Genomic DNA, 13,096 nt, shown 5'->3' on the forward strand with positions numbered 1-13,096 from the left:
GGCTGCTGAGGGTGTTGAGGGAAGGACATCGGACCTCCGGCAGGATCTCACGGGCGCGGCGGCCGCGTGCTCGACACCTGGTCTGATGCCGGCAGGTCCGGATATGGTTCGCGCCCGTGTTCGTGGTGTGGTCGGTGGGCAGGGAGGACCCCGGCGCCCCGACCGTGCGAGGCGCCGGCGGAAACCGGGGACGGGCCGCCGGCGCTCCGGTCAGGAGGCGGAGGTGAGGTCCACCCCGCTGTAGGAGGACAGCTTGCTCATGCGGTGCTCGCTCAGCACCTTGCGGACGGTGCCGCTGCGGCCGCGCATGACCAGCGAGTCGGTGATGGCCCGCGACGACTCGTAGCGCACACCGCCGACCAGCTCGCCGTCGGTGATGCCGGTCGCGGCGAAGAACACGTCGTCGGAGGAGACCAGGTCGTCCGTGTACAGCACGCGGTCCAGGTCGTGCCCGGCCTCCGTTGCCTGCCGGCGCTCCTCCTCGTCCTTGGGCCACAGCTTGCCCTGGATGACACCGCCCAGGCACTTCATGGCGCACGCCGTGATGATGCCCTCGGGGGTGCCTCCGATGCCCAGCAGCAGGTCCACGCCGGTCTCGGGCCGGGCGGCCATGATGGCGCCCGCCACGTCGCCGTCGCGGATGAACTTGATGCGCGCGCCCGCGTCGCGGACGTCCTGCACGATCTGCTTGTGGCGGGGGCGGTCCAGGATCACCACGGTCACGTCCTGCGGCGACTTGCCCTTGGCGCGGGCCACCGCGCGGATGTTGTCGGCGACCGGCGCCGAGATGTCCACCACGTCGGCGGCCTCCGGGCCCACCGCCAGCTTCTCCATGTAGAACACCGCCGACGGGTCGAACATGGAGCCCCGCGGGCTCATCGCGATGACCGAGATCGCGTTGGGCATGCCCATGGCGGTCAGTGTGGTGCCGTCGATCGGGTCGACCGCCACGTCCCACTCCTGTCCGCCGCCGTCTCCCACGCGCTCGCCGTTGTAGAGCATCGGCGCGTTGTCCTTCTCGCCCTCGCCGATGACGACGGTCCCGTCCATGGACACGGTGCTGATCATGTGGCGCATTCCGCGCACGGCGGCGCCGTCGGCCCCGATCTTGTCCCCCTTGCCGACCCACCGGGCCGAGGCCAGGGCCGCGGTCTCCGTGACGCGGACCAGCTCGAGTGCGAGGTTGCGGTCGGGCACTGGGGGGTTGGTGGGCTGCGGCATCGAGATGGCACCTTCCGTCGGGACCAAGGGCGGGCAACACGCTCTAGGGTAGTCACCCGATGTGATCTGCCCCCTCGACGGGTACTTTTCCGTGTCCTGTCGGACGAGGGAGGTCTAGTCTGGCGTGACCGGGACTGGAGTTGAGGCGCATGGCAGTGGACAAGACGGACAGGGCGGTGCGGGTCTCCCCGCGCGGCGCGGCGACCCGCAGCGCCTTGCTCAAGGCGGCGGCCCAGGTCTTCCGGACCGTGGGGTTCGCCAAGGCCGGGGTGAGCGAGGTCGTGGCCGTGGCCGGGGCCAGTGTCGGCAGTCTGTACCACCACTTCACCGGCAAGGCCGACCTCTACTTCGCCCTCTACGAGGAGTTCCAGCAGCGCCAGCAGGAGCGGACCCGGCAGGCGGTCGTGGACGCGCGGGCGGCGGGCGAGACCGACCCCACCCGGCTGATGAACCTCGCGGCCCACGCCTATCTCGTGGGGTGCATCGAGGAGCGCGACACCACGCGGCTGTTCTTCAGCGGCGACGGACCGCCCGGGTTCGAGCACCAGCTGCGCGAGCGGGTCACCACGTGGACGGACCGCAACGTCGCCCTCTACCGCAAGGCGGACGAGCCGGTCGACGAGGCCCTGCTGATCGTGGTGAGCGGTGCGATGCTCCTGGCCGTGGCCGAGGTGGTCCGCCGCGACGACGCCGACGCGCGCAGGCTCGCCGATGACATCACCGGGCTCCTCGGCCGCCTCCAGCCGCGGCGGTAGCCGGCGTCTTCGGCCCACCCCGGGTCGGGGAGGTGCGGGACCTGGGGCAAGCTGGAACGGTCATGAGTAAGTACAGCCGGTCCAACGCGACCTTCAAGAACTACGCCGTCTCCCTGGGGATCATCGTCGCCATCGTCCTGGCCATGGCGTTCGTGGTCGCCACGCGCTCGGGCGAGCACATCCCGTCCGTGGACTACCGGCCGGACCTGCGAGTGGTCGAGGAAGCCGCGGACTACCCGGTCGCGGCCCCCTCCCCGCAGCTGGAGGAGCAGGGCTGGACCCCCACCAGCACCACCGTGGCCGTCGACGGACCGGTCGAGTGGAGCGTGGGGTTCGCCACCGCCGAGGACAGCCACGTGATGTTCACCCAGAGCGACGGGGACCCCGACGACGTCGTGGCCGAGCGCGCCCGGGGCGCCGAGCCGGCGGGGAACGTCTCCGTCGGCACGCGCGAGTGGGAGCACCTCACGTCCGCGGACTGGAGCGCCTTGGTGCTGCGTGAGGAGGACCGGACCCTCGTGGTCGCGGGCCCGGCCGATCTCGACGAGCTGGCCCACTTCGCGAACGGGCTGGAGCTCACCGGGGAGAGCGCGGAGTCCTGACCGCCACCGCCGGGCGCGCCCTGCTCGGGGCCGCCTCCGGCCGGACCGCGCCAACGCCCTCCCCTGCGGGGAGGGCGTTCGCCTTCGGGAACCGCTCCCCGGCCGGTGGGACCGCATCTTCCGGTCCGACCGCCGGGGAGCGGTCCATGTGCCGCGCCTTCGCGGGTGCTCCGCCGGGAGCCGCGCCTACTCGGCGCGCAGGTCGCGGCGCAGTTCCTTGGGCAGGGAGAACGTCAGGGTCTCGTCCGCCGTGGTCACCGGGGTGACGGTGTCGTAGCCGTGCTCCGCCAGCCGCGACAGCAGCTCCTGGACGAGGATGTCGGGCACCGATGCGCCGCTGGTCACACCGACGGTGGTGACCCCCTCCAGCCAGGCCTCGTCCATGAGCCCGGCGTTGTCGATCAGGTGGGCGGCGTCGGCGCCGGCGTCGAGCGCGACCTCGACCAGGCGGACGGAGTTCGACGAGTTGTCGGAACCGACCACGATGACCAGCTCGCACTCGGGCGCCATCGCCTTGACCGCGTCCTGGCGGTTGGAGGTGGCGTAGCAGATGTCGTCGCTCGGCGGGTCGAGCAGGTTCGGGAACTTCTTGCGCAGGGCGTCGACGGTCTGGTTGGTCTCGTCCACCGACAGGGTCGTCTGGGAGAGCCACGACACGTTGTCGGGGTCGCGGACCTGGACCTTGTCGACCTCCTCGGGGCTCTCGACGATCTGGATGTGCTCGGGGGCCTCACCGCTGGTGCCCTCGACCTCCTCGTGGCCGATGTGGCCGATGAGGATGATGTCGCGGTCCTCGGCCGCGAAGCGCTGGGCCTCCTTGTGGACCTTGGTCACCAGGGGACAGGTCGCGTCGATGGTCTTGAGCCGGCGCTGGGAGGCCTCTTCGTGTACCGCGGGGGAGACACCGTGCGCCGAGAACACGACGATGGCGCCCTCGGGCACCTCCTCGGTCTCCTCGACGAAGATGGCGCCGCGCTCCTCCAGGGTCCGCACGACGTGCGTGTTGTGCACGATCTGCTTGCGGACGTAGATGGGAGCGCCGTACTGTTCCAGTGCCTTCTCGACGGTGATGACCGCGCGGTCCACACCGGCGCAGTAACCCCGGGGGTTGGCGAGGAGCACACGGCGTTGCTTCGTGGCAGTCGTCATCGCAGTCATGCCATACATCCTAGGTGTCATGTCTCGGTGCGCCGCTGTTCGGGCGGGCGCGGCCCGCATGAAGAGCGGAAAGGATATTTCGGACCCGGTGCCGACGCTACCGCAACGAACTGGCTCCAGTTCCGCTGCGAAGTGGCGAAATCGTTCACCTGTCCCCTGCTCAGGGCCTTCCTCCCTCCTCTATCCTGGTTCACGATCGCCATGTGTTATAAGCGGTTCGCCGACGACTCGGCCCCGACTGGTTCGCCGGACGCGTTCCGCCCCGCCCGCCTAGAGCAATCAGGAGCCCCCGACCCATGTCGAACCCGACCGTCGCCACGAAGCTGATCTCCATGGTCAAGGGGATCTTCGGGCGCAAGCAGAAGGAGACGGCCTCCGTCTCCGCCCCCGAGACCCCGGCCGCCGCTGCGAGAGCGGAGAGCTCGAGCACCCCGTCCCCGGCAGAGACACCACCCGCAGCGGGGGCCCCGGCCGCCGCCGAGGCCCCGTCCCCCTCCGCGACCGAGGTGAAGCCCGAGGCGGAGGCGCCCGTGGAGGCCGCTCCGGCTGCCGCCGAGGAGCCCGCACCCGCCCCGGCCGCCGGCGAGGAGACCGCGCCGGCCGCCGAGGCCCCGTCCACCACCGAGGCCCCGTCCGCGAGTGCTCCGACCGCCACCGAGGCGCCCGTGGAGCCCGCCCCGGCCGCCGCCGAGGAGTCCGCGCCCGCCGCTGAGGAGGCCTCCCCCTCCGCGACCGAGGTGAAGCCCGAGGCGGAGGCGCCCGTGGAGGCCGCTCCGGCCGCTGCCGAGGAGCCCGCACCCGCCCCGGTCACCACCGAGGAGACCGCGCCTGCCGCCGCCGAGGCCGTGGAGGCCGCTCCGGCCGCCGAGAGCGCCCCCGCCGCCGAGGAGCGCGAGCAGGACGCTCCCGTCCCCGCCACCGCCGAACTCGCGGAGGAGGGCACCGCCATCGCCGAGGAGCTCGCGGTGGCCGAGGCCAAGACCCAGGTCGCCAGCACCGACCTCCTCGAGAAGGTCCGCAAGGACAACGCCCCCGCCCTGGAGGACCTGCCCGTCCCCACCTACGACGAGCTCACCCTGCCGTCGGTCCGCGCCCGCCTGCGCAAGCTCACCATCGGGCAGGTGCGCGACCTGCGCGCCTACGAGGTCGCCCACGCGGCTCGGCCCGAGTTCATCCGCATGTACGACAACCGCATCGCCAAGCTGGAGGCCGACGCCTGACGGCACGGCCCCGGGGGCCGGACGTACACGCAGCGGTCAGGGGAGCCGCCGACGGACACCGCCTTCTCGGAAGGCGTGCCCGGACGGCGGCTCCCGTCGCACAGGGCGCACGTCCACCGGACTGTCCTCGCCCTGGCCTAGGCTCGGGTGCCATGGGCATGGAGAGTTCCCCCGAGACACCGCAGCCGGTACGCGCCGTCCTCGGCGCCGTCGGCGGCTGGATCGGCCGCCTCGGCAAGATCTGGGTCGAGGGCCAGATCGCCGAGTTGAACCGGCGCGGCCGCATGGCCTACATCACTCTGCGCGACCCCGTGGCCAACGTGTCCGTGCGGGTGGTCTGCCAGACCTCGGTCCTGGACGCCCAGAGCCCGCCGCCCGAGGCGGGGGCACGCGTCGTCGTCCACGCCAAACCCGACTTCTACGAGGTGCGCGGCACCTTCTCGCTGCGTGCGCTGGAGATCCGCCACGTCGGCCTCGGCGAACTGCTCGCCCGGCTGGAGCAGCTGCGCCGCACCCTGACCGCCGAGGGGCTCTTCGCGGCCGAGCGCAAGCGGCCGCTCCCGTTCCTGCCGAACACGGTCGGCCTCATCTGCGGGCGCGACTCCGCGGCCGAGCGCGACGTGCTGGAGAACAGCCGCCGCCGCTGGCCCGCCGTGCGCTTCGAGGTGCGCCAGGTCGCGGTCCAGGGCGACCGCGCCGTCCGCGAGGTGACGGAGGCGCTCAAGGACCTGGACTCCCACCCGGACGTCGACGTCATCGTCATCGCCCGGGGCGGCGGCTCCCTGGAGGACCTGCTGCCCTTCTCCGACGAGGCCCTGGTGCGCGCGGTCGCCGCGGCCGCCACGCCGGTGGTGAGCGCGATCGGGCACGAGCAGGACGCGCCGCTGCTCGACCACGTCGCCGACGTGCGCGCCTCCACCCCCACCGACGCCGCGAAGCGGACCGTCCCCGACGTCGGGGAGCAGCTCGAGATCATCCGCCAGCTGCGCGACCGCGGCCGCCGGGTCCTGCGGGGCGGCCTGGACCGCGAGTCCGCCTGGCTGTCGGCGATCCGGTCCCGCCCGGTGCTGGCCAGTCCGGTGCGCGAGGTCGAGCGGCTCGCCGAGCAGGTCCTGGACATGCGCGAGCGCGCCCGCCGCAGTCTCACCGTGTCCCTGGACCGGGCCTCCGACGACCTGCGCCACACCCGCGCCCGGCTGCACGCGCTCTCCCCGGCCACCACCCTGGCCCGCGGGTACGCGATCGTGCAGCGGGCCGACGGCTCGGTGGTGCGCTCGGCGGCCGAGCCCGACGCGGGGGAGACCCTGCGGCTGCGCTTCGCCGAGGACAGCCTGACCGCCACCGTGGACGCCACCCAGAGCACCGACGACACCGAGGAGAAGTAGAGATGGCCGACAAGGCAGCCGGGGCCCCGAGCGCGGAGCCGGAGCTCTCCTACGAGGAGAGCCGGGAGGAGCTCAACAACGTCGTGCGGCAGCTGGAGTCGGGAGGCCTCAGCCTGAAGGACTCCCTGGCCCTGTGGGAGCGGGGCGAGGAGCTCGCCCGCATCTGCGAGCAGTGGCTGGAGGGCGCCCGCGCCAAGCTGGCCGCCGCCATGGACGAGCGCGCGGACGGCACCCCCGAGCCCGGGGACACGCCCTTCTGACCGCACTCACCTGCGGCCGTTGACCTGGTCCCCCAGGTCGCGGATGTTGCGCGGCAGGCCTCGGAAGAGGCCGATGACCAGGACCAGCGCGGTGCCCAGGAACAACCAGGGCGCGGCCTGGGTCAGCCGCGAGGCCACCCCCAGCAGGAGGGTCAGGGCGAAGCCCTCGCTGCCCAGGGCGAAGGCGCACTCCGCGATCACCGCGGCGGTGAAGAACGCCATGGGCGGGCTGACCGCCAGCGACAGCAGGTCACTGGGCCGCACCAGCAGCGCGCTCAGCAGGCAGGCGAGGGTGAAGACCGCGCCGGGAAGGGCGGTCGATCCGGTCCAGTGGGCGACCAGCGTCCCCGCGAGGCTGAGCAGCGCGATGGCCAGGACCCCGCCCCTGCCGGTCAGGCGGGGCGCACTCCTCCGAGGGGTGGCGCGCCCTCCTCGGGCGGTTCCCCCTCGCGGGACGGGCCCTCCTCGCGGGACGGGGCCGCCCGGACCTCCCGGCCGCTTCCTGCTGTTCGGCATCTCCCGGCTCCGGCCGCCGGGTCGCACCGGCGGCCGGCGGGGGCCGTCCGTCCTGTGCGGGGGCATGGCCGTTGGCCTCCCAACTGTATTACTCACGGTGATAAGTGTGTCACCTGTTGCGAAAATTTGATGACTCTTGCGGGGACCGTGTCGCCATTTCGGCCACTTGCCCTTTCCGCACCGAAGCCTCTCTCCCCCTGGGACACCGGCACGGGGCCCTCCGGTTCGCGGAGAACGGGGAAGGAGCGATCGCATTTCAGGTCGTACTGCCCTCACCGTTGTCCATGTACCGAATTCCGTCCAGGTCGGTGCCGTTTCCCCCGACCGTTCCCCCGACCGCGAACTCGGGAGCCGTCACGGTGCGCGGGTGCTCCTCCACACCCCGGGGAGTCTCCAGCTCGCCGTCCACCAGGCCCAGTTCCCCGAACCGGCGTGCCGTCACCAGGACCCGGCTCTCCAGCGACCCCACGGTCCTGTTGTAGGCGGACACGGTCGTGCCCAGCGCCCGGCCCAGCCCCTCCACGTGTCCGACCAGGGTGGACAGCCGCTCGTGCAGCTGCTTGCCCAGGTCGAACACGGCCCGCGCGTTCTCGCTCAGGGCCTCCTGCTGCCACGCGTAGTGGGCCGTCCTCAGCAGCGAGATCAGCGTCGTCGGTGTCGCGATGTGGACCCGGCGCGCCATCGCGTGCTCCAGCAGTCCCGGGTCGTGCTCCAGGGCCGGGGCGAGGAACGCCTCGCCCGGGACGAACAGCACCACGAACTCGGGCGCGGGCGTGAACGAGGCCCAGTACGACTTGGCCGCCAGCTGGTCCACGTGCGTGCGCAGCTGCCGCGCGTGGGCCCGCAGCCGCTCGCGCGCCGCTGCCTCGTCCTGTGACTCCACCGCGTCGAGGTAGGCCGCCAGCGGCACCTTGGAGTCCACCACGATGTTCTTGCCGCCCGCCAGGCGCACCACCATGTCCGGACGCCGGCCGCCGTCGGCGGACGCCACCTGCTCGTCGAAGTCGCAGCGGTCCGCCATCCCGGCCAGCTCCGCCACCCGGCGCAGCTGCATCTCGCCCCAGCGGCCGCGCGCCTCCGGACGGCGCAGAGCCGTGACGAGGGCCTGGGTCTGGTCGCGCAGCCGCTCGGAGCCCTCGCGAACGTACTCCACCTGGCGGGCCAGCTCGGCGTGTGCCGCGGCCCGGCCCGCGTCGGCCTCGCGCAGCCGGAGCTCGACCCTGTTCAGCATCTCGGTCAGCGGCTCCACCATGCGCTCCACGGCCCGCCGCCGCTCGTCCAGGTCGCTGCCCGTCTGGGCACCCACGGCCCGCAGCCGCCCCTCGGCCAGTTCCAGGAACCTCTGTCCGGTCTGGTCCAGGGCCTGCGCGGACAGGGCGCGGAACCTGTCGGCGAGCTGCTCCTCCATGAACACCGCGCGCTCCTGGGCCGCGCGTGCGTCCGCGCGCGCCTCGGCGCTGCGCCCGCTCGCCAGGAGCCATCCGACCGCGGTGCCGACCGCAAGGCCGACGAGGAGCACCAGTACGAGGGAGAGGGCTTCCATCAGGTCCTTCCGGAGGAGTCGCCGGCTCCGGGCGGACCGGCGGTGGAAGAAGTCACCGCGCCATGGTGCCAGCCCGAGGTGCCCCGAGGAATTCCGCCACGCAGGACACGAGCCGACAATTGCGACAAATTGGGCGCCCCGTGTCCGCAACCGGACAGCGGGGGCCCACCTCGGCGGGAGGAACCCGTCTCAGCAGCAGGCGTCCAGGGCACGGCGCCACTGCCGCACGGAGTCCCAGTACCCCTCGGGAACGGGTTCGGGGGTGAAGAGCCACATCCGCTCCCAGGCGGGGGAGGCGAGGCCGGACACCTCCGGCCGGGGCTCGTAGGGAGGCTCGCCCGTGATCGGGTACCACGTGTACTCCAGGGGTTCCAGCAGGGCCATCAGCCGCTCCTCCGCCCCCCTCTCCGGGCGTATCTTCAGCATCGTCCACGGCCGGTACCGCCGCAGGACCTCCAGGCTGCCCGCCACCACCTCCGGCTCGGTGCCCGCCGTGTCGATCTTCAGGAAACTCGGAAAGGTCCCCGCGGAGTCGTTCCACCGCGCCAGGGTGGCCGCCCGCACCTGGATGCGGCCCAGGTCGTGCCGCGCCGAGCGCACGATCGTGTTGCACATGTCGTTGTGCCGGGACCGCTTCAGCCACGCGGTGCCGTTGTGGTTGCTCAGGGCCAGCTCCTCCACCGTGAACCCCAGGTCGCCGGCGACGGACACCGCCCGTGCGGCCGAGGCCAGCTCCGGGGTCGGCTCGAACGCGAACACGGGGCGGCGGGTGCGCGCCGCGGCGAGGGCCGCGTACACACCGATCCCGGAGCCGACGTCCAGGACCGCTCCGGGGCCGATGTGGTCCAGGGCCGCCATGAAACAGGACACGCTGGCGGGCTCGTGCCGGGCCAGCCCCCACGCGGCCAGGCGCCGGGGCGCGGTCAGGTAGCCCGGGAGCGACAGCGTGAGGCTGTCGGGACCGGCCCGGCGGGTGTCCGACTCCAGGCGGGGCAGCGCGAACGTGAAATGGCGGTTCCACGGCGGGATCCTGGAGGCGTCCACCCCGCCCAGGCTCCTGGGCAGGCGGCCGCGGATGTGCCTGGCGGCGTAACTCACCATCGGATAGCGGCGCACGAGCGCCCACAGTTGGTCGGTGACCATCTCTTCCCCCCAAGGAACGACGGGGCCGCGGCCGGGAGCGGGCGTCCCCTCGCCCTCCCCGCCTCCGCGTGGTGCGTCCCTCGTCGGTGTCGCCCCGAGGGGCCGCGGCCGTGGCTGGTCGGCGGGAGCCGACGGGACCGGCCGGGCGGCACTGGGGGCACAGCCGATCACCGCTCCGTTCCCGGCGACGTGCACACGAACTTACTTTGAGTAGTGCCCCTTGTGCACTGTGTTTGCCTCAGGAGCTGGGTTTTTCACCCGCGGACGGGCCCGCCCCCCGCGTGCGCGTAGACTCTGGGCTGTGAGTCTGTCTATCGGGATCGTGGGACTGCCCAACGTCGGCAAGTCCACCCTCTTCAACGCGCTGACCAAGAACGACGCCCTGGCCGCGAACTACCCGTTCGCGACCATCGAGCCCAACGTCGGGGTCGTCGGCGTACCCGATGCCCGCCTCGGCAGGCTCGCCGAGATCTTCGGCTCGGCCAAGATCCTCCCGGCGACGGTCGACTTCGTCGACATCGCCGGCATCGTGCGCGGCGCCTCCACGGGTGAGGGCCTGGGCAACAAGTTCCTCGCCAACATCCGCGAGAGCGACGCGATCTGCCAGGTCATCCGGGTCTTCGACGACCCCGACGTCACGCACGTCGACGGCGGGGTGGAGCCCTCCCGCGACATCGAGACGATCAACACCGAGCTGATCCTGGCCGACCTCCAGACCCTGGAGAAGGCGGTGCCCCGCCTGGAGAAGGACGCCAAGCGCAACGCCAAGGACAAGGCCTCCCAGGAGATCCTGCAGGCCGCCCGCGAGGCCCAGGAGATCCTGGACGGCGGCACCTCCCTGTACGCGGCCGAGGGCGTGGATACCTCCCGGCTGCGGGAACTGAGCCTGCTCACGGTCAAGCCGTTCATCTACGTGTTCAACCTCGACACCGACGAGCTCGCCGACGAGGCCCTGCGCGCCAAGCTCCAGGACCTGGTCGCCCCGGCCGAGGCGATCTTCCTCGACGCCAAGATCGAGGCGGAGCTGGCCGAACTGGACGAGGACGAGGCGCAGGAGCTGCTGGAGTCCATGGGGCAGGCCGAGTCGGGCCTGGCCCAGCTGGCCCGCGTGGGGTTCGACACCCTGGGCCTGCAGACCTACCTGACCGCCGGGCCGAAGGAGGCCCGCGCCTGGACCATCAGGAAGGGTGCCACCGCCCCGGAGGCCGCCGGCGTCATCCACACCGACTTCCAGCGCGGCTTCATCAAGGCCGAGGTCGTCTCCTTCGACGACCTGACCGAGGCCGGCGACATGCAGGCCGCCCGCGCCGCGGGCAAGGTCCGCATCGAGGGCAAGGACTACGTGATGGCCGACGGCGACGTGGTGGAGTTCCGCTTCAACGTGTGACCCGCCCGCGACACGTTCCGGGCCGGGACCGCAGAGTACGGCCGAGGGGCCGGACCCGACGGGTCCGGCCCCTCGTGATTCCTCCGGACGGCCCCGCCCGGCGCTTTCGGCCGCAGTGCTGCGGCGTTCGCCGCCCGGAGGATGGGGTGCCCGGCTACTTCCGCTCCGCCCTGCGTGTCGTGAACGGCAGCACGAGCCGGGAGGCGTGGTCGGCGTCGCGGTACACCTTGTGGCTCGTCGCCCGGCCCGACGGCAGGTGCATGGCCTCCGGCGGCAGCAGGGAGTTGTGGGCGTCGACCAGGGGCTCGTTGCAGGAGAGCTCCACCTCCAGGCGGTGCCCCGGCCTGAAGGCGTTCGCGAAGGGGTAGAGGCGCACCACGTACTCCTCGACCTTGCCCGGCTCCACCGGGACGGCCCGGGTGTGCGGGTGGTACGGGTTGCCCTCGGTGGTGCGCTCGTCGAGCTCGCGGTGCGAGGCCTTGAGGTAGCCGGTGGTGACGAGCTGGCGGCTGCCGTCGGGTGCGGTGTCCCACAGGCGCAGGATGAGGTTCGTGTCCTCGGTGTCGATCTCCACGAACAGGTGGGCGGCGCCGGTGCCGATCATCTCCGTCGTCTCGTGGAAGGGCTCGGTGGACCAGGACAGCACCTCGACCTTGTCCGTCACGGTCAGCGGGGCCTGGTAGAAGCCGTCCGGGGCCGCGTACTCCGTGCCCAGCGGCTCGGGCTTCACCGAGAGCTTGCGGCGCGGGCGCAGGTAGAGCGGCCGGTACTCGACGTCGTCCAGCGGCCACCGGTCCGAGGTCACCTCCTCGCGGGTCCCCTCGACGAAGACGCTGACGGCGGGCTCGTCCATCACACCGGTGTCGATGCCCTTGAGCCAGTGGTCGTACCACCGGAACATGTCGTCGTGGACCTCGTGGAACGGGCGCTCCTGCATGGGCGGGTAGGGGAGCAGGTCGAGCTTCTTGGGACCCTTCAGGGCCTTGAAGAGCTCGATGCTGCCGTCCACGGTCCAGCCGCGGCCCCAGTTGATCTGCACGTAGACCGGGATGTCGATCTTCGGCGCGTGCGTGATGGGGTTGCCCTCCTCGTAGTACTCCCCGTCGAGCTCGTTGAGGAGGATGTCGTACCAGAGCTCGCGGTTCTTCGGGTACGTGAGGACGTGGGCGAGGTTGGGCCACCTGGCGACGTCCGGGTCGGCGAGCCGCGCCTCGACGCGCTCGGCCAGTTCCTCGGGGGAGAGCTCCTCCTGCATGCGCGACCGGATGTCCCCGACGGCGATGCCGGAGTCGCCGCCGCGGCCCTCGCGCGCGGCCCGCGGCATGAACCAGAGGATGCCGCCGTGGTAGGAGGTCTCGTAGAAGTCGTAGTGGCCGCCGCTGCAGAAGATGGCCTTCAGGTGCGGCGGGCGCTCGGCGGCGCCGAGCACCTGCATCGACGCGAAGTACGAGACGCCGACCATGCCGACGTTGCCGTCGCACCAGGGCTGCTCCGCGACCCATTCGACGAGGTCGTACACGTCCTGGCCCAGGGGCGAGCCGCCGGCGTTGTAGTTGCCGACCATGGTGCCCTCGGAGGCGCCGGACCCGCGCAGGTCCGCGATGACGTGGGTGTAGTCCTCCTTGACGATGCGCGCGATGTCGCCGGCCTCGAGGCAGCCGTCCCACAGCGGGCTGGGGCGCCGCTGCGGCGGGAGCACGAGGGACTGGGCCTGGAGCTCCTTGCCGTACGGGCTCAGGGCCACGAGCGCGGGCCGCGGCTTGTCCTCGGCGCCGTGGTAGACGTCGACGGCGAGGGTGATTCCGTCCCGCATCGGGGCGCGGAGGTCCTTGCGGATGGTGATCGTCTCCCCGCCGGCATTCCAGGTCTCGAAACCAGACATGAGTACGCAGCTCCCTTTCAGCGA

Annotated in this window: 12 protein-coding genes; 6 read left to right on the plus strand and 6 right to left on the minus strand. The window is 72.1% G+C overall.

The genetic code is table 11. From position 1 onward, the window contains the following. Positions 1-210 precede the first annotated feature (210 nt). Positions 211-1,221 (minus strand): class II fructose-bisphosphatase, encoded by a 1,011-nt coding sequence (glpX, locus tag FHS13_RS10790; RefSeq protein WP_184291112.1) that lies wholly within the window; start codon positions 1,219-1,221, stop codon positions 211-213. A 155-nt stretch (positions 1,222-1,376) separates the two neighbouring features. Here glpX and FHS13_RS10795 point away from each other — a divergent pair, with 155 nt between their 5' ends. Together FHS13_RS10795 and FHS13_RS10800 are read left to right on the plus strand one after the other, a co-directional pair. Then, entirely contained in the window at positions 1,377-1,976 is a 600-nt protein-coding gene (locus FHS13_RS10795; RefSeq protein WP_184291603.1) for a TetR family transcriptional regulator, read from the plus strand. 62 nt (positions 1,977-2,038) lie between these two features. Further along, positions 2,039-2,578, plus strand: coding sequence for a DUF4245 domain-containing protein (locus tag FHS13_RS10800; RefSeq protein WP_184291114.1), 540 nt, complete (start codon positions 2,039-2,041; stop codon positions 2,576-2,578). Between the two features lie 186 nt (positions 2,579-2,764). Here the strand turns inward: FHS13_RS10800 and FHS13_RS10805 are convergent, their stop codons facing one another. Beyond that, on the minus strand, positions 2,765-3,736 hold the full coding sequence (locus tag FHS13_RS10805) for a 4-hydroxy-3-methylbut-2-enyl diphosphate reductase (protein ID WP_184291116.1): 972 nt from the start codon (positions 3,734-3,736) through the stop codon (positions 2,765-2,767). Between the two features lie 296 nt (positions 3,737-4,032). Between FHS13_RS10805 and FHS13_RS21870 the strand changes: the two genes are divergently transcribed. The 3 genes from FHS13_RS21870 to FHS13_RS10820 all read left to right on the plus strand — a co-directional run bounded on the left by FHS13_RS21870 (position 4,033) and on the right by FHS13_RS10820 (position 6,601). Continuing rightward, the gene (locus FHS13_RS21870) at positions 4,033-4,956 is read left to right on the plus strand and encodes a hypothetical protein (protein WP_184291118.1); all 924 of its coding nucleotides are present in this window, start codon (positions 4,033-4,035) and stop codon (positions 4,954-4,956) included. A gap of 152 nt (positions 4,957-5,108) precedes the next feature. Continuing rightward, positions 5,109-6,341, plus strand: coding sequence for an exodeoxyribonuclease VII large subunit (xseA, locus tag FHS13_RS10815; protein WP_184291120.1), 1,233 nt, complete (start codon positions 5,109-5,111; stop codon positions 6,339-6,341). Positions 6,342-6,343: 2 nt separating this feature from the next. Then, positions 6,344-6,601 (plus strand): exodeoxyribonuclease VII small subunit, encoded by a 258-nt coding sequence (locus tag FHS13_RS10820; protein ID WP_184291122.1) that lies wholly within the window; start codon positions 6,344-6,346, stop codon positions 6,599-6,601. 6 nt (positions 6,602-6,607) lie between these two features. On the opposite strand, the gene FHS13_RS10825 is transcribed toward FHS13_RS10820, so the two are convergent. From FHS13_RS10825 to FHS13_RS10835, 3 genes are all read right to left on the minus strand, one after another. Continuing rightward, positions 6,608-7,183, minus strand: coding sequence for a DUF6542 domain-containing protein (locus FHS13_RS10825; protein ID WP_184291124.1), 576 nt, complete (start codon positions 7,181-7,183; stop codon positions 6,608-6,610). Between the two features lie 190 nt (positions 7,184-7,373). Continuing rightward, complete coding sequence (locus tag FHS13_RS10830) at positions 7,374-8,660, minus strand: DNA recombination protein RmuC (protein ID WP_184291126.1); 1,287 nt, start codon at positions 8,658-8,660, stop codon at positions 7,374-7,376. Between the two features lie 189 nt (positions 8,661-8,849). Then, on the minus strand, positions 8,850-9,803 hold the full coding sequence (locus FHS13_RS10835) for an FkbM family methyltransferase (protein WP_184291128.1): 954 nt from the start codon (positions 9,801-9,803) through the stop codon (positions 8,850-8,852). A gap of 301 nt (positions 9,804-10,104) precedes the next feature. Between FHS13_RS10835 and ychF the strand changes: the two genes are divergently transcribed. Next, the gene (gene ychF / locus FHS13_RS10840; RefSeq protein WP_184291130.1) at positions 10,105-11,190 is read left to right on the plus strand and encodes a redox-regulated ATPase YchF; all 1,086 of its coding nucleotides are present in this window, start codon (positions 10,105-10,107) and stop codon (positions 11,188-11,190) included. A 154-nt stretch (positions 11,191-11,344) separates the two neighbouring features. On the opposite strand, the gene FHS13_RS10845 is transcribed toward ychF, so the two are convergent. Beyond that, the gene (locus tag FHS13_RS10845; RefSeq protein ID WP_184291132.1) at positions 11,345-13,072 is read right to left on the minus strand and encodes a CocE/NonD family hydrolase; all 1,728 of its coding nucleotides are present in this window, start codon (positions 13,070-13,072) and stop codon (positions 11,345-11,347) included. Positions 13,073-13,096 lie beyond the last annotated feature (24 nt).

The sequence above is a fragment of the Nocardiopsis algeriensis genome (assembly GCF_014203695.1).
In the GTDB taxonomy this organism is placed as follows: Bacteria; Actinomycetota; Actinomycetes; order Streptosporangiales; family Streptosporangiaceae; genus Nocardiopsis; species Nocardiopsis algeriensis.